Raw genomic sequence first — 16,627 nt, forward strand, 5'->3', positions numbered from 1 at the left:
AGCTTTTGTCTGTATATTAAAATGCCTGTCTGAAAATTTAACTGGTCCAACCAATTCATAATGGATTTTTAGGATTTTTGATCTAATTCATGAGGAATAAAATGAACAAGGTTAAAATTGCCGCCACTATCACCATTAAACCCGAATACCGGAGCGAGCTGCTTGATGTATTGCGGAAATTGGTTGTTGCCAGCCGTAATGAGGCAGGCAATATCCGTTACGATCTGCATCAAGATCTTGACAATGAAAACCAGTTTGTATTTTTTGAAAACTGGCAAAATACTGCGGCTGTTGAAGAGCATAAAGCTTCAAATCATTTTCAAAATTTTTTACAGTCGATTGAAGGCAAGATTGACGGGCTGGATGTTGTTTTATTGAAAGATGTTTCTGAAAACATTGATTAACCCTCAATTTGTTTCCCGCTTATTGTTTATTTAAGGAAATTTACATGCAAGTTTTTTACGATAAAGATGCTGATTTATCATTGATCAAAGGTAAAACCGTTGCCATTATCGGCTATGGTTCGCAAGGCCATGCCCATGCCGCAAACCTGAAAGATTCAGGTGTAAACGTGGTCATCGGTCTGCGTCAGGGCGGTTCATGGAAAAAGGCCGAAGCAGCAGGCCATGATGTACGTAGCGTTGCGGATGCAACCAAAGCTGCCGATGTGGTAATGATTCTGTTGCCTGATGAAAACCAGCCTGTCGTATATAAAAACGAAATCGAGCCCAACTTGAAAGAGGGCGCGGTATTGGCATTTGCCCACGGCTTTAATGTTCATTATAACCAAATCGTGCCGCGCAAAGATTTAGACGTTATTATGGTTGCCCCTAAAGGCCCGGGCCATACTGTTCGTAGCGAGTACCTGAAAGGTGGCGGCGTGCCGACTCTGATTGCTATTTATCAAGACCAATCCGGCAAAGCTCGCGACATTGCTATGTCTTACGCAGCTGCTAACGGCGGAACTAAAGGTGGTGTGATTGAAACCAACTTCCGTGAAGAAACCGAAACCGATCTGTTTGGTGAGCAAGCAGTATTGTGCGGTGGTGCGGTAGAGTTGGTGAAATGCGGTTTCGAAACACTGGTAGAAGCCGGCTATGCACCTGAAATGGCATATTTTGAATGTTTGCATGAGTTAAAACTGATTGTAGATTTGATGTATGAAGGCGGTATTGCCAACATGAACTATTCAATTTCTAACAATGCGGAATACGGTGAATATGTGACCGGTCCCGAAGTGATTACTCCGGCAACTAAAGAAGCCATGAAAAAAGCGCTTTACCGCATCCAATCAGGCGAATATGCGAAAATGTTTATTCAAGAGGGTGCAACCAACTATGCCAGCATGACCGCCCGCCGCCGCTTGAACGCTGATCATGAGATCGAAAAAGTAGGTGCGCAATTACGCGGCATGATGCCATGGATTGCTAAAAACAAATTGGTTGACTTGGATAAAAACTAAGTAGCCGATTTTGAAGCATATGAAAAATGCCTGTCTGAAAATGTTTTCAGACAGGCATTTTATTTATAGAAAATTCACTTAACAAAATATGCTTATTGTTCCCCGGCTTTCCGTAGTATTGTGGGAAATACTCAGACCAAGTACGAGTACGGCGATAGGGAATGGGAGTTGTGGTAATGCCTGTCTGAAACAGTTTTTTCAGACAGGCATGTATGTAGTAGCTCAGCCTTTACACATCAATATTCTGCGCAATCAGTGCGTTGCTCTCAATAAATGCACGACGAGGTTCAACCTCATCGCCCATTAAAGTCACAAATACCTCATCTGCCGCAATAGCATCTTCAATGCGCACTTTCAGCAAGCGGCGCACTGCCGGATCCATGGTGGTTTCCCAAAGCTGTTCAGGATTCATCTCGCCCAAACCTTTATAGCGCTGGATAGACATGCCTTTCTGTGCGATTTGTAACAGAATTTCCAAAGCATTTTCAAAGCTATCAATATCGTATTCATTGTCACCTTTATACAGCTTGGCATTTTTAGATACCAAACCTTTCAGCATGCCTGAAGTCTGGCTGATGGTTTGATAAGCCTTACTACTCAGAAACTTAGGCTCGATATAACTGATGACGACATTTCCATGAAGTTTTCGCGTGATTTTAATAAACACATTGCCTTCATTACCGATAATGTGTTCCAACGCTATTTCTTTTTCATCTAAAAGATACATCAACTCCGCAATAGCTTTATCGGCACTTTCTGGTGAAGACAAATCGATTGGTTCTGCCAAGAGCATTGCACGCAAAACCAAATCATCAATTATCCGGCTTTCCTGCTCAATAACGGTCTTTGCTTGCAAGAACTGTTTGGCTGCTTTCTCAAGCTCTTCACCCTCGACAACGCGGCCATTAGAAACAATTTTCGCTTTATCAATGGCTAAACCGAGTAGAAATTCATCCTTCTCAGCTTCATCTTTCAGATAACGTTCTTGTTTGCCGTGTTTGGCTTTATAAAGCGGTGGTTGGGCGATATATACATAGCCGCGCTCTACAAGCTCAGGCATTTGGCGGTAGAAAAAGGTCAGTAACAAAGTACGGATATGCGCGCCATCCACGTCGGCATCCGTCATAATGATAATGCGGTGGTAACGCAACTTTTCAGGATTGAATTCTTCTTTTCCGATGCCTGCTCCCAATGCGGTAATCAACGTTGCAACTTCTTGGCTGGCCAGCATTTTTTCGAAGCGTGCTTTTTCAACGTTCAAGATTTTGCCTTTAAGTGGCAAAATCGCCTGAAACTTACGGTCACGCCCCTGTTTTGCAGAGCCTCCTGCAGAATCACCCTCTACCAGATAAAGCTCTGATAAAGCAGGATCTTTCTCTTGGCAGTCGGCCAGCTTGCCGGGCAAGCCCAAACCATCCATTACACCTTTTCTGCGAGTGATTTCACGTGCTTTTCGGGCAGCCTCACGCGCTCTTGCTGCATCAATGATTTTGCCGCAGATAATTTTCGCTTCGTTGGGGTTTTCTTCCAAAAACTCTGTTAGCGCTTGGCTGATAACTTCGTTAACCACAGGGCCGATTTCACTGGAGACCAACTTGTCCTTGGTTTGCGATGAGAATTTCGGGTCAGGCAATTTTACCGATAGCACGCAGGTCAAACCTTCGCGCATATCGTCACCCGCCGTATCCACTTTTGCCTTTTTGGCAATCTCATTGGTTTCAATATAATTATTGATTGTGCGCGTCATTACTTGGCGCAGGGCCGTAAGGTGTGTACCGCCATCACGCTGCGGAATATTGTTGGTGAAACATTGAACCGACTCTTGATAGCTGTCGTTCCACTGCATTGCCACTTCTACGCCCATGCCTTCTTTTTCACCGGCTGCAAAAAATATTTTTTCATGCAATGGTGTTTTTTTGCGGTTCATGTATTGGACAAACCCTGCTACACCACCGGAGAAAGCGAAGTTTTCATGTTTACCGTCACGTTGGTCAAACAATTCAATGTCCACACCATTGTTCAGGAATGATAGCTCACGAATACGCTTGGCCAAGATATCAAAGCTGTATTCAACCTTACCAAATGTTTCTTCACTAGCGAGGAAGCACACCGTGGTGCCTTTTTTGTCTGACGGGCCAACTTCTTTTAATGGTTCTTCCGCTACACCATTTACGAACTTCACGAAGTGTTCTTTACCATCACGGTGAATTGTCAGAGTTACCCAATCAGAAAGCGCATTCACGACCGATACGCCCACCCCATGCAAACCACCGGAAATTTTATAACTGTTATTATCAAATTTACCGCCCGCATGGAGCACGGTCATAATTACCTCTGCAGCCGAGCGACCTTCTTTAGGGTGAATGCCTGTAGGCATACCACGACCGTTATCTTCAACGCTTATTGAGTTATCAGCATGAATAATAACGTTGATCTTGTCGCAATGGCCGGCAAGCGCTTCGTCAATCGCATTATCCAATACTTCAAACACCATGTGGTGCAAACCTGAGCCATCCTGCGTATCGCCAATATACATACCTGGGCGTTTCCGAACTGCTTCCAATCCTTCCAAAACCTGAATGCTTTCCGCGCCGTATTCTTCTCGTTGCTGATCGGTCATAATAAATAATTCTTTGAATTTAAAACTGATTTAATGATATTTGAGCATCACGGAAGTGACACAAATATTAGAAACTAAAGGCTTCACATTATACCCTATTTTTAATACCCTCGCTTATGGAAATGAGTATACGAAAAACCTAATTAAGACTAAAAACGTATTTATTTTGCAGCGCGCAATAATTCATTTCCTGCCGATTATATCGATGCTCCAACAAACCTCATCTAATCCGTTATAATGCACAAAACTATTCAGACAGGCATTTCTTAAAATCATGCCTGTCTGAAACTTACCCTGCCAGAGAACACTAATTATGCCGTGGAACATACCCATATTTTTAACCTGGATGCGTATTCTTCTTATTCCAGTATTTACTACCCTGTTTTACTTACCTCATAACTGGATAGACCCGCAAACCGTCAATTGGGCTGCGGCATTTATTTTTGCGGCGGCAGCTGTAACCGACTGGTTCGATGGTTTTTTGGCACGCAGATGGAAACAAACATCAGATTTCGGCGCATTTTTAGATCCGGTTGCCGACAAGCTGATGGTTGCTGTTGCTTTGATTTTATTAGTCAAACTAGACCGAACCTTAGCCTTGTTTGCCATGATCATTATAGGCAGAGAAATCACTATTTCGGCATTGCGTGAGTGGATGGCACAAATGGGCAAACGCGGCAGCGTAGCAGTTGCCACCATAGGCAAACTAAAAACGACTGCACAAATGGCGGCCATTCTGTGTTTGTTGGCGGGGTTGGATGATTTTCACGGTTTAAATCTTCTAATTATTGGTAACGTCTTGATGTTTATCGCATCCATATTAACTATCTGGTCGATGTTTTATTACTTGAAAATGGCATGGCAGGAAATTCGTTAAAAAAATTAAAACAATCTATTGACACAAATTTTAAAATATTTATAATGGCGTCTTCTTTTGCAGATAGACTTACTTTCTGCATTAGAAATAAAGAATTGTAAATGCGGGAATAGCTCAGTTGGTAGAGCGCAACCTTGCCAAGGTTGAGGTCGCGAGTTCGAGACTCGTTTCCCGCTCCAAACATTCCGTAATTATCGAATATGCCCGTGCGGGAATAGCTCAGTTGGTAGAGCGCAACCTTGCCAAGGTTGAGGTCGCGAGTTCGAGACTCGTTTCCCGCTCCAAACATTCCGTAATTATCGAATATGCCCGTGCGGGAATAGCTCAGTTGGTAGAGCGCAACCTTGCCAAGGTTGAGGTCGCGAGTTCGAGACTCGTTTCCCGCTCCAGATTTTAAACTTCTTTCTTCGAATAAAGAAGTTTTTGAATATGGCGAGATGGCAGAGTGGTTATGCAGCGGCCTGCAAAGCCGTGGACGCCGGTTCGATTCCGACTCTCGCCTCCAAAATTTGTTGATACATCCAGTTTACGGCGGGGTGGCAGAGTGTTTATGCTGTGAAGGGTGCAACCTTCATATAGGCCGGTTCAAATCCGCGCCCCCGCCTCCACAATTTGATTAATTTCATCCAGCTTACGGCGGGGTGGCAGAGTGTTTATGCTGTGAAGGGTGCAACCTTCATATAGGCCGGTTCAAATCCGTGCTCCCGCCTCCACTTTTATATGGCTGCCGTAGAGCAGCCTTAAAATTAATCATCGCCCGGGTGGTGAAATTGGTAGACACAACGGACTTAAAATCCGTCGGCCCTAATACGGCCGTGCCGGTTCGATTCCGGCTCCGGGCACCAAATTTAAAACAAGTATTTGAAAATTTTTCAAATACTTGTTTTTTCTTTTAAAAAAGCAGTAATACGCTTTGAACGATTTTATATAGTTAATTAAATTAATTTTTGAACAAGGTAACAAACTGCAGACAGTACAGGTAGTACGACAAGGAGCAGAAACGCCGTCGCAAAGGTTAAGTTGATTGACTATAAGTGAATCAACTTAAAAAATAGTGCACTCGCTATGCCCGGATTTAGTGCGAGTATCTCCCAAGGTCATTGGAACTCAAGATGATTGGGTCGACACCGAGTTTTATGATTGTAACCAATAAAAAACATCCGTCCGAATATTTCATTGTATTCAGGCGGATGTTTTGCTGTAAGTGATAATTAAGCAGCAAAGCGTTTGGCTACTTCATCCCAGTTTACAATTTCCCAAAAACCTTTCAAGTAGTTCGGGCGGCTGTTGCGGTAATCGATGTAGTAGGCATGTTCCCATACGTCGCAAGTCAGTAATGGGGTGTTTTCTGTGGTGAGCGGGGTGGCAGCATTTGAAGTGGAAGCCAAGTCCAGCTCGCCGGTGGGGGTTTTAACCAGCCATGCCCAACCTGAGCCGAATGTACCGGCTGCGCAGGCATTGAATGCTTCTTGGAATTTTTCAAAGCTACCCCATTTGGCATCAATTGCAGCAGCTAATTCGCCGGAAGGCTTGCCTTGGCCTTTAGGGGTGAAGCCTAGCCAGTAGAATGTATGGTTCCAGGTTTGGGCTGCGTTATTGAATACACCGCCGGAAGATTTTTTAACGATGTCTTCCAGTGAGGCGTTTTCGAATTCGGTGCCTTTGATTTGGTTGTTGAGGTTGGTAATGTAGGTTTGGTGGTGTTTACCGTAGTGGTATTCCAAAGTTTCTTTAGACAGATGAGGCTCTAAAGCATCTAAAGCATAGGGGAGTTCTGGTAATTTGTGTTCCATTTCGTGTTCCTGTTGTGGTTGTTTTCAATAGGTTTTTTGGTTATGGGTGCTGTTTTTGGGTAGAACGGCACATGGCGATTCTACCTGTTTTGGTTTTAAAAGACCAATAAAAGTTGAGCCTGTCTGAGGAAAAGGCCTGTCTGAAAAAAGTTTATTTGTCCAATCCCTCCTGCACCATTTGGGCTGCACGCAATACGGCACGGGCTTTGTTTTGTGTTTCCTGCCATTCGGCTTCTTCATCTGAGTCGGCCACGATGCCGCCGCCGCTTTGAACGTACAGAGTGTGGTCTTTGATCACGGCGGTGCGGATGGCAATGGCTAAGTCCATATCGTTATTGAAGCTCCAGCAGCCGACAGCTCCGCCGTAAATACAGCGTTTTGTGGGCTCCAATTCTTCGATAATTTCCAGAGCGCGTATTTTGGGGGCGCCCGATAGTGTGCCGGCAGGGAAGGTAGCTGCCAGAATTTGCATGTTGGTAATGCCTGTCTGAAGTGTGCCTTCTACGTTGGATACGATATGCATTACATGCGAATAACGTTCGATGACCATTTTGTCGGTTACTTCAACCTGACCGATTTGGCTGACGCGTCCAACGTCGTTGCGTCCCAAATCTATTAACATGATGTGCTCAGCAATTTCTTTTGCGTCGTTTAATAAATCTTGTTCGTTGGCTAAATCTTCGGCAGGTGTTTTGCCGCGTAGGCGGGTGCCAGCAATTGGACGGACAATGATGTTGTTGCTTTCACGGCGCACGAGAATTTCGGGGGAAGAGCCGACTACATGGAAATCGCCGAAATCGTAATAAAACATATAAGGCGAGGGGTTTAAGGTGCGTAATGCGCGGTAGAGTGAAAGTGGGTTGTCGGTAAATTTCAATTTCATCCGTTGGCTGGGAACGACCTGCATGCAGTCGCCGTTTAGGATGTATTCGCGTATGCGGCGCACATATTCTTTGTAACGCACTTCACCGGTTTCGTGTTCTGGTTCGGTTTTCTCGCTGCCGAGAGAGAGGGGAATAGCGCAGCTTTGGCGAAGTTGGGTGCGCAAATTTTCCAAGCGTGTGCGGGCTTGTTCGTAACTGTTGGGTTCGGTCGGATCGGCATAAACAATCAGGTAAATTTTGCCGCTGAGGTTATCGACTACTGCTAATTCTTGTGAAAGCATGAGCAGAATGTCGGGTGTGCCTATGGTGTTTGGTTTGTTTCGGTTTTGAAAGCGGTGGGCGAAGTGTTCGAAATGATAAATGGTTTCATAGCCGAAATAGCCGACCAGCCCGCCGGTGAATCTAGGAAGATTGGGTATTTCAGGTGTTTTGAAGCGATTGTGGAAGGCTTCAATGAAGTTTAGTGGGTTACCTTCGTATTGTTCGACAATTTCGCCTTTGCAATATACATAAACCTGATTGTCGGTGGCTTTCAGATAGGTTTGACAGGGTAGGCCGATGAAGGAATAGCGGCCAAACCGTTCACCGCCAACCACGGATTCGAGTAAGTAGGTAAAGGGTTTGTTGGCGAGTTTTAGGTATAAAGAAAGCGGGGTATCTAAGTCGGCCAGTAATTCCTGCACTAGAGGAATGCGGTTGTAGCCTTGATTTGCCTGTTCTTGAAATTGTTGTAGGGTGTTCATGGATGAAAATTTGATGGGAAATATCAGTAATCTAAAGTAGTCAGTGAGTATAGCAGATTCATTGTTGAGCGACTTGATTCTTTTCAGACAGGCATGAGAAAACGCCGCATCATATTAAAGATGCGGCGTTTGATACTTTAAGAATTACTTGGTGCCGTTCAGCATGGCTTGATCCACGCGTTCACGCAATTCCTTGCCCGGTTTGAAGTGCGGCACATATTTCTCCGGCACTTCAACTTTTTCCCCGGTTTTGGGATTGCGGCCGACACGAGCCGGACGGTGGTTCAGGTCAAAACTGCCGAATCCGCGGATTTCGATGCGCTGGCCTTTAGCCAGTGAGCGGGTCAGCGTGTCAACCAAAACTTTTACGCTGTACTCAACATCTTTGGCTTGTAGCTGGTTGCCGTTTTTAGCGGCAAACACTTCGGCCAAACGAATCATCAATTCGGATTTTGTCATGATGCACCTAAATTATTCTTGATCGCCAGACAATTTAGCTTTCAGCAAATCACCCAGGCTGGTTGTGCCTGCGCTGGCAGTAGCAGCAGCGTTTACTGAACTCAGTGCGTCGCGGTTTTCTTTGGCGTCTTTCGCTTTAACAGACAGTTTGATGCTGCGGTTTTTGCGGTCAACGGTCATGATTACGGCTTCAACTTCGTCGCCTTCGTTCAGTTTGGTTGTCAAGTCTTCAACGCGGTCTGCGGCAAATTCAGAAGCAGGCAGGTAGCCTTCAACTTCGTCGCCCAGAGCAATAACGGCGCCTTTGGCTTCAACTGATTTTACAGTGCCTTTAACCAAAGAACCTTTGTCGTTCACGCTGATGAAGTTGCCGAACGGGTCGCCTTCCAGCTGTTTGATGCCCAAAGAGATGCGTTCTTTTTCAACATCAATGGCCAATACAACGGCTTCAACTTCTTCGCCTTTTTTGTATTTGCGTACGGCTTCTTCGCCTGATTCGCTCCAAGAAAGATCGGAAAGGTGTACCAAACCGTCGATGTTGCCGGGCAGTCCAACGAATACGCCGAAGTCGGTGATGGATTTAACCGCGCCTTTGATTTTGTCGCCTTTGTTGTGGTTGGCGGCGAAATCTTCCCACGGATTAGCTTGACATTGTTTCATGCCCAAGCTGATGCGGCGGCGGTCTTCGTCGATTTCCAAAATCATCACTTCTACTTCGTCACCCAATTGAACCACTTTGCTCGGGTGTACGTTTTTGTTGGTCCAGTCCATTTCGGAAACGTGTACCAAACCTTCGATACCTTGCTCGATTTCAACGAATGCACCGTAGTCGGTCAGGTTGGATACTTTACCGAACAAGCGGGTGTTTTGCGGGTAACGACGGGCCAAGCCGCTCCAAGGATCTTCGCCCAGTTGTTTCATGCCGAGAGAAACGCGTTGTTTGTCTTGGTCGAATTTCAATACTTTGGCTTCTACTTCTTGGCCTACTTCCAGCACTTCGCTCGGGTGCTTCACGCGGCGCCAAGCCAAATCTGTGATGTGCAGCAAGCCGTCGATGCCGCCCAAGTCAACGAATGCACCGTAGTCGGTGATGTTTTTAACGATACCTTTAACCACTGAACCTTCTTGCAGGTTTTCCAGCAAGGCTTTGCGCTCTTCGCCCAAAGTGGCTTCCAGTACGGCGCGGCGTGATACCACAACGTTGTTGCGTTTTTTATCCAGCTTGATCACTTTGAATTCAACTTCTTTGCCTTCAAAATGAGAAGTGTCTTTAATGGGGCGAACGTCAACCAAAGAACCCGGCAGGAATGCGCGGATGCTGTTGATCATAACGGTCAGGCCGCCTTTTACTTTGCCGTTGATTACGCCTGAAAGAATGTCGCCGTTTTCCATGGCTTCTTCCAAAGTGATCCAGTCGGCAGCGCGCTTGGCTTTTTCACGAGACAGTTTGGTTTCGCCGAAACCGTTTTCCACTGATTCGATGGTTACGGTTACGAAATCGCCTACGTTTACTTCAACTTCGCCTTGTGCGTTTTTGAATTCGTTGATGTCGATCAGGGATTCAGATTTCAGACCGGCATTTACGATAACGAATTTGTCTTCGATGGCAACCACTTCGGCGGTGATCACTTCGCCTTGGTTCATTTCTTGTACGGCTGAATATTCTTCCAATAACTGGGCAAAATTTTCCATGTTATATAAGTCTTTCGATACACGGCTAAGGCGTGCGGGGTCTGAGTGGATAAAAACTTGTTTTCCTTAGCAAAACAAGTGAAGGAAAAACTGTATGACGGACAGCTTTCATGCTGCCTGCTTCAAGCGTTGCGCATTATACAGTGTTTTTAAATTTTTTCATACCAATCAAGCACTTTTTTTACGGATTCCTCAATTGTGAGGTGGGATGTGTCGAGCAATCGGGCATCGGGGAGCTGGACTAGGGGGGCGGCCTTTCGGCGGCGGTCGGCTTCGTCGCGTGCTTCGATATCGGCCAGAATGCGGTCGTATTCGATGCCTTCGCAAGGCAGGCCGAGTTGTTTGGCGCGGCGTTGTGCGCGGGTTTCGGCTGATGCGGTTAGAAATATTTTCAGACAGGCATCGGGAAAGACGACTGAACCCATATCCCTTCCGTCTGCCGCCAAGCCTTTTTCCGTGAGGAAATCGCGTTGGCGTTGGAGAAGGGCTTGTCTGACTGAGGGCAGGGCGGCGATGGTGGATGCACCCATGCCGATGGCTTCGGTGCGGATGTCGGCGGAAACGTCTTTGCCGTCAAGTAAGATGCGTTGTGCTTCGAAAGTAACGGGCAATTTGGCGGCTAGGGCGGCTACGTTTTGTTCGTCGTTCCATTCGGTATTGTTTTGTTGTGCGTAAAGGGCGGTTAGGCGGTAAAGGGCGCCGGAGTCGAGATAGTCCCAACCTAAAGCGGCGGCTACGCGCGAGGCTACCGTGCCTTTTCCTGATGCGCTCGGACCGTCGATGGCGATCACTTTTTGGCTTGGTTTCATAAGGTTCTCTGCGTGATGTAAATGTTTGGCATCATACTGGGAAAGCTTTTGTGTTGAAAGGTTTTTCTGCTGGTTTGGTCGGTAACAAGGCCTGTCTGAAAAATAGTGTGTGTTTCAGACAGGCCTTGTTTCAGACAGGCATTTGTTATGCTTTAAGCCAACACGCCTAAGATTACGTCGCTTGCTTTGAAGAGTGCGGTGGCGGATTGGCCGGTGGTGAGGTTGAGCTGTTCGGTGCTTTTTAGGGTGATGCCGGCGCTGAGGGTGGTGCCGTCGCCCAAGTCAATTTCGATAACGGAATTGACGGTGCCGCGGTTGATATCGCTGATAATGCCGCTCAGTTGGTTACGCGCGGAAAGTTTGACGTGGTCGAGGTCGGTGGCCACGATAACATTGGTTGATTTGACGAGTGCGATAACCGGGCTGCCGGTTTTTAATGCCAATTGTTCACTGCTCTCGCAGGTAATGATGGCGGCAAGTTCTTGCCCGCCGGAGAGGGAAATAATCACTTCATCATTAACGCTGCCTTTTTTAATGGTTTTTATGATGCCTGTTAATTGATTGCGGGCGCTGGTTTTCATGATGGGTATTCCTTGTGTTTGAAGAGTTTAAATTGAAAGTATTGCAGGTATCTTACTATGCAAGTAAAGAAATATTAAGGTTAATTAGTTAGTATTTTGATTTTATTTGTATTTTTAATTGGGTTAAGATAATCAAAATTCATAAAACTTGAAAATTTATATAGTTAGATTTATTGTTATGGCGGCGTTTGATGGTATCGTTTGTTTTTAAATCATAATTTTAATAAGAAAGTAGTAAAGGAGAAGATATGAACTGGGACCAAATAGAAGGAAGATGGGAGCAATTTGTCGTTAAGGCGAAAGAAAAATGGGGAAATCTAACCGATGATGATTGGAAAGCAGCAGAAGGCAGACGCGACCAATTGACGGGTAAAATTCAAGAACGTTACGGTTATAGCCAAGAAAAAGCTGAAAAAGAGTTAGAAGATTGGCTCCATGATAATTGATTTAAACATTCTATCAAATAACAAAAAACCGAAAGGTATGGGTTGATCTCAAAAAATTGAACCGTTGGATCAAGCGGATCACCAAGACTGAATCTTGTAGTGTACGGGATTCAGTCTTTTTTATCGTAAGTTTGGCTTTATCCGGATTTCGGCACGGCACTGTTTGGCAGATTCGGTTGAGTGCTGATCATTTTTTCAGATAGGCCTTGTTGCGAAATCAACTTTCATGATTGATGGCAAAGGCCCAAGCTGCCTAATCCGAAAGGACTATATCCGGTAAGCTGAAAGGCTTTTTCCTACTTATCACTCTGAAGCCGGTTTAAACCCTTTCGGCGCATATTTTCCTGCAGGCGGCTGGATTATATTCTAAGGCGTAGAAAAATTATTTTCAGACAGGCATTTCCTGCCGGAACGATAAGCATAAGGAACCCGCCATGAGCCACTTTTTAGACCGCCTGAAATTCTTCAGCCAAAAACACGAACCCTTTGCCGACGGGCACGGTGTGCTCACCGAAGAAGACCGCAAATGGGAAGATGCCTACCGCAGCCGCTGGCAGCACGATAAAGTGGTGCGTTCTACCCACGGGGTAAACTGTACCGGTTCGTGCAGTTGGAAAGTTTATGTGAAAAACGGCCTGATTACTTGGGAAACCCAGCAGACCGACTATCCGCGCACCCGCCCCGATTTGCCCAACCACGAGCCGCGGGGTTGCCCGCGCGGGGCTTCGTACAGCTGGTATGTGTATTCCGCCCAGCGTGTGAAATACCCGATGATACGCGGCGTATTGGCGGAGATGTGGCGTGAAGCGCGCAAAACCATGTCGCCGGTGGAGGCTTGGGCGTGGATTGTGGAAGATGAAAACCGGGCCAAGTCTTATAAAACCCAACGCGGCTTGGGTGGCTTTGTGCGTGCTTCGTGGGACGAAGCCAATGAGATGGTGGCGGCTGCTAATGCTTACACCGTTAAAAATTATGGCCCCGACCGTGTGATCGGTTTCTCGCCGATTCCTGCCATGTCGATGGTGAGCTATGCCGCAGGCGTGCGCTATCTGAGCCTGCTTGGCGGTGTGGCGATGTCGTTCTACGACTGGTATTGCGACTTGCCGCCGGCCAGCCCGCAAATTTGGGGCGAGCAAACCGACGTGGCCGAGTCTGCCGACTGGTATAACTCGAATTACCTGATGGTGTGGGGTTCCAACGTGCCGATGACGCGCACGCCCGATGCACACTTCTACACCGAAGTGCGCTACAAAGGCACCAAAACTGTGGCCGTGTCTTCCGACTTTGGCGAGATGGCGAAATTCGGCGACATTTGGCTTGCGCCGAAACAAGGCACCGATGCGGCTTTGGCGATGGCGATGGGTCATGTGATTTTGAAAGAGTTCCACATCGACAATCCTTCTCCTTATTTCACCGATTATGTGCGCCGCTTAACCGATATGCCCGTATTGGTGCGCTTGGATGCCGACGGTAAAGGCTATGCGCCTAAATATTTCCTGCGCGCGTCCGAATTGGCCGCATTCGGCGAAGAACAAAATGCCGATTGGAAAACTTTGGTGTGGGACGAGCTTTCAGACGGCCTCTGCCTGCCCAACGGCTCTATCGGTTTCCGCTGGGACGGCAGCCAAAAATGGAACTTGGAAACCCGCGCACAAGATAAAGAAGTTCATGCCGCCCTGTCGCTGAAAGAGCGCGCCGATGAAGTGGTAAACGTAGGCTTTACCTACTTCGGCGGCGAATGCGACGACATGATTTACCGCAAAGTGCCCGCCAAACGCATTCCGCTGGCCAACGGCGAAACCGCGTTGGTAGCGACCGTGTTCGACCTGATGGTGGCCAACTACGGCGTGGACAACGGCTTGGGCTGCGAAAATGTTGCCAAAGATTATTTCGACGACAAGCCTTACACGCCGGCATGGCAGGAAAAACACACCGGCGTGAAACCGGAGCTGGTGATTCAGGTAGCCCGCGAGTTCGCCCAAAACGCCCACGACACCGAAGGCCGCAGCATGGTAATTGTCGGTGCCGGTCTGAACCACTGGTATCACATGGACATGGCGTATCGCGGCATCATCAATATGCTGATGATGTGCGGCTCTATCGGTAAATCCGGCGGCGGCTGGTGCCACTATGTAGGCCAAGAAAAACTGCGCCCGCAAAGCGGCTGGATTCCGTTGACGTTTGCCACCGACTGGCACCGTCCGCCGCGCCAAATGAACAGCACCTCGTTCTTCTACGCCCATACCAGCCAATGGCGGCATGAAAAAGTGCATGTAGATGAAATTCTTGCACCGGATGCCGACGGCGATATGAGCAAGCTCTCCATGATCGATTACAACGCCAAAGCCGAACGCATGGGCTGGCTGCCGAGCGCGCCGCAATTGGGTGCAAACCCCTTGGATATTGCCGACCAAGCCGATGCCGCAGGAGTGGATACGGCTCAATATGTGGCAGGCCGTCTGAAAGACGGTTCGCTGGATCTGGCGTGTAACGACCCCGACAACCCGCAAAACTTCCCGCGCAACCTGTTTGTATGGCGTTCAAACCTGCTCGGTTCTTCGGGCAAAGGCCATGAGTATTTCCTGAAATACCTGCTGGGCACGCAAAACGCCGTGTTGAGCGACGAAAACGACGAAGAATGCATCAAGCCGTCTGAAATCACCGTGCGCCCCGCCGCAGAAGGCAAACTCGACCTGCTGACCGTACTCGATTTCCGCATGTCCACCACCTGCCTGTACGGCGATATCGTGTTGCCGACCGCCACATGGTACGAAAAAGACGACCTCAACACCTCGGATATGCACCCGTTTATCCACCCGCTCACCGAGGCCGTGCAACCGCTGTGGCAAAGCAAAACCGACTGGGAAATTTACAAAGGTTTCGCTAAAAAATTCAGCGAGTTGGCCAAAGACTACATCGGCGTACGCAAAGACATCGTGCTCACTCCGCTGATGCACGACAGCCCGCAGGAACTCGGCCAGCCGTTTGACCCGAAAGACTGGAAACACGGCGAATGCGACCCGATTCCCGGCAAAACCATGCCTGCAATTACCGTTGTCGAGCGTGATTACGGCGCCATTTACGAAAAATTCACTTCGGTCGGCCCGTTGCTGGAAAAAATCAACAACAACGGCAAAGGCATGGCTTGGGATACCAAGCATGAAGTCGAATTCCTGCGCAAACTCAACGGCGTACAAGCAGCCGGCGCAGGCAAAGGCCAGCCGAAAATCGAAACCGCCATTGATGCCTGCGAAATGGTGCTGACCCTTGCGCCCGAAACCAACGGCCATGTTGCCGTTAAGGCATGGGAAGCATTGAGCAAAGCCACAGGCCGCGACCACTCGCACCTGATTAAATCGAGCGAGCACACTGCCATCCGCTTCCGCGACATCGTCGCCCAGCCGCGCAAAATCGTTACCTCGCCGATTTGGTCGGGCGTGGAAAGCGAAGAAGTGTGCTACAACGCCGGCTATACCAACGTGCACGAATTGATTCCGTGGCGCACCATCACCGGCCGCCAGCAGTTCTACCAAGACCACAAATGGATGCGTGATTTCGGCGAACACCTGTGCGTGTACAAGCCCGCCGTCGATTTCAAAACCACCAAAAAACTGCTCGGCAAATACCCCAACGGCAACAAGGAAATTACGCTTAACTTCCTCACGCCGCACCAAAAATGGGGCATCCACAGCACCTATTCGGAAAACCTGCGCATGCTCACCCTGTTCCGCGGCGGCCCGCACGTGTGGATTTCCGAAATCGATGCCAAGAAAGCCGGCATTGTCGATAACGACTGGGTGGAAGTGTTCAACGCCAACGGCACCATCGCCTGCCGCGCAGTAGTGAGCCAACGCATCCCCGAAACCATGATCCTGATGTACCACGCACAGGAAAAAATCGTCCACACACCCGCGGGCGAGGTTTCGCAAAAACGCGGCGGCATCCACAATTCCGTTACCCGCGCCATTCTGAAACCCACCCACATGATCGGCGGTTACGCCCAGCTTGCCTACGGTTTCAACTACTACGGCACGGTCGGTTCCAACCGCGACGAATGGGTGATTGTGCGTAAAATGAACAAAGTGGATTGGATGGATGAACCGGCAAGGTAAAGCCGTCTGAAAAGCTTGGTAAAAAGGAATGCCTGTCTGAAAGGGAATTTTCAGACAGGCATTTTTTAGATCGCCCAAACGAACTAACTAAATTGGCTACATAGATAGAATTGCAACAATATCTGAAAAAATAATCTGAAATAGCACAG

General features: G+C 47.8%; 12 protein-coding genes and 7 tRNA genes. 12 read left to right on the forward strand and 7 right to left on the reverse strand.

Annotated elements, in window-relative coordinates:
- Nucleotides 1-101 precede the first annotated feature (101 nt).
- Both AKG09_RS01425 and ilvC read left to right on the forward strand, forming a co-directional pair.
- Nucleotides 102-404, forward strand: a complete 303-nt coding sequence (locus AKG09_RS01425) for a putative quinol monooxygenase (protein ID WP_054617717.1) — start codon at nucleotides 102-104, stop codon at nucleotides 402-404.
- Between the two features lie 44 nt (nucleotides 405-448).
- On the forward strand, nucleotides 449-1,462 hold the full coding sequence (ilvC, locus tag AKG09_RS01430; RefSeq protein ID WP_054617718.1) for a ketol-acid reductoisomerase: 1,014 nt from the start codon (nucleotides 449-451) through the stop codon (nucleotides 1,460-1,462).
- A 229-nt stretch (nucleotides 1,463-1,691) separates the two neighbouring features.
- Here the strand turns inward: ilvC and gyrB are convergent, their stop codons facing one another.
- Nucleotides 1,692-4,082, reverse strand: a complete 2,391-nt coding sequence (gyrB, locus tag AKG09_RS01435) for a DNA topoisomerase (ATP-hydrolyzing) subunit B (protein WP_054617719.1) — start codon at nucleotides 4,080-4,082, stop codon at nucleotides 1,692-1,694.
- Nucleotides 4,083-4,395: 313 nt separating this feature from the next.
- On the opposite strand from gyrB, the gene pgsA reads away from it, so the two are divergent.
- The 8 genes from pgsA (at nucleotide 4,396) to AKG09_RS01465 (ending at nucleotide 5,804) form a co-directional block, all read left to right on the forward strand.
- Complete coding sequence (gene pgsA, locus AKG09_RS01440) at nucleotides 4,396-4,959, forward strand: CDP-diacylglycerol--glycerol-3-phosphate 3-phosphatidyltransferase (RefSeq protein WP_054617720.1); 564 nt, start codon at nucleotides 4,396-4,398, stop codon at nucleotides 4,957-4,959.
- A gap of 103 nt (nucleotides 4,960-5,062) precedes the next feature.
- Nucleotides 5,063-5,138, forward strand: a tRNA-Gly gene (locus AKG09_RS01445).
- 29 nt (nucleotides 5,139-5,167) lie between these two features.
- Nucleotides 5,168-5,243: transfer RNA gene (locus AKG09_RS01450), tRNA-Gly, on the forward strand.
- 29 nt (nucleotides 5,244-5,272) lie between these two features.
- A tRNA-Gly gene (locus tag AKG09_RS01455) sits at nucleotides 5,273-5,348 on the forward strand.
- Nucleotides 5,349-5,390: 42 nt separating this feature from the next.
- Nucleotides 5,391-5,464 (forward strand) — tRNA-Cys (locus AKG09_RS01460).
- Nucleotides 5,465-5,489: 25 nt separating this feature from the next.
- Nucleotides 5,490-5,567 (forward strand) — tRNA-Cys (locus AKG09_RS11800).
- A 27-nt stretch (nucleotides 5,568-5,594) separates the two neighbouring features.
- Nucleotides 5,595-5,672 (forward strand) — tRNA-Cys (locus tag AKG09_RS11805).
- 42 nt (nucleotides 5,673-5,714) lie between these two features.
- A tRNA-Leu gene (locus AKG09_RS01465) sits at nucleotides 5,715-5,804 on the forward strand.
- 366 nt (nucleotides 5,805-6,170) lie between these two features.
- Here the strand turns inward: AKG09_RS01465 and AKG09_RS01470 are convergent.
- The 6 genes from AKG09_RS01470 to AKG09_RS01495 form a co-directional block, all read right to left on the reverse strand.
- Nucleotides 6,171-6,752 carry a superoxide dismutase gene (locus AKG09_RS01470; protein ID WP_054617721.1) on the reverse strand — a complete coding sequence of 194 codons (582 nt, stop codon included), beginning with the start codon at nucleotides 6,750-6,752 and terminating at the stop codon, nucleotides 6,171-6,173.
- 151 nt (nucleotides 6,753-6,903) lie between these two features.
- Nucleotides 6,904-8,379, reverse strand: a complete 1,476-nt coding sequence (gene trpE, locus AKG09_RS01475) for an anthranilate synthase component I (RefSeq protein ID WP_054617722.1) — start codon at nucleotides 8,377-8,379, stop codon at nucleotides 6,904-6,906.
- Nucleotides 8,380-8,523: 144 nt separating this feature from the next.
- The gene (locus AKG09_RS01480) at nucleotides 8,524-8,838 is read right to left on the reverse strand and encodes an integration host factor subunit beta (protein WP_009117183.1); all 315 of its coding nucleotides are present in this window, start codon (nucleotides 8,836-8,838) and stop codon (nucleotides 8,524-8,526) included.
- Nucleotides 8,839-8,850: 12 nt separating this feature from the next.
- Nucleotides 8,851-10,530 carry a 30S ribosomal protein S1 gene (rpsA, locus tag AKG09_RS01485; RefSeq protein WP_054617723.1) on the reverse strand — a complete coding sequence of 560 codons (1,680 nt, stop codon included), beginning with the start codon at nucleotides 10,528-10,530 and terminating at the stop codon, nucleotides 8,851-8,853.
- Nucleotides 10,531-10,679: 149 nt separating this feature from the next.
- Complete coding sequence (gene cmk, locus AKG09_RS01490) at nucleotides 10,680-11,339, reverse strand: (d)CMP kinase (protein ID WP_054617724.1); 660 nt, start codon at nucleotides 11,337-11,339, stop codon at nucleotides 10,680-10,682.
- Between the two features lie 152 nt (nucleotides 11,340-11,491).
- Nucleotides 11,492-11,920 carry a molybdopterin-binding protein gene (locus AKG09_RS01495; protein WP_054617725.1) on the reverse strand — a complete coding sequence of 143 codons (429 nt, stop codon included), beginning with the start codon at nucleotides 11,918-11,920 and terminating at the stop codon, nucleotides 11,492-11,494.
- Nucleotides 11,921-12,168: 248 nt separating this feature from the next.
- Here AKG09_RS01495 and AKG09_RS01500 point away from each other — a divergent pair, with 248 nt between their 5' ends.
- Nucleotides 12,169-12,366: a CsbD family protein gene (locus AKG09_RS01500; protein ID WP_054617726.1), complete on the forward strand. Its 198-nt coding sequence runs from the start codon at nucleotides 12,169-12,171 to the stop codon at nucleotides 12,364-12,366.
- A 434-nt stretch (nucleotides 12,367-12,800) separates the two neighbouring features.
- Nucleotides 12,801-16,478, forward strand: coding sequence for a nitrate reductase subunit alpha (locus AKG09_RS01505; protein WP_054617727.1), 3,678 nt, complete (start codon nucleotides 12,801-12,803; stop codon nucleotides 16,476-16,478).
- Nucleotides 16,479-16,627: the final 149 nt, after the last annotated feature.

It is taken from the genome of Neisseria sp. 83E34, assembly GCF_001308015.1.
Lineage (GTDB): Bacteria > Pseudomonadota > Gammaproteobacteria > Burkholderiales > Neisseriaceae > Neisseria.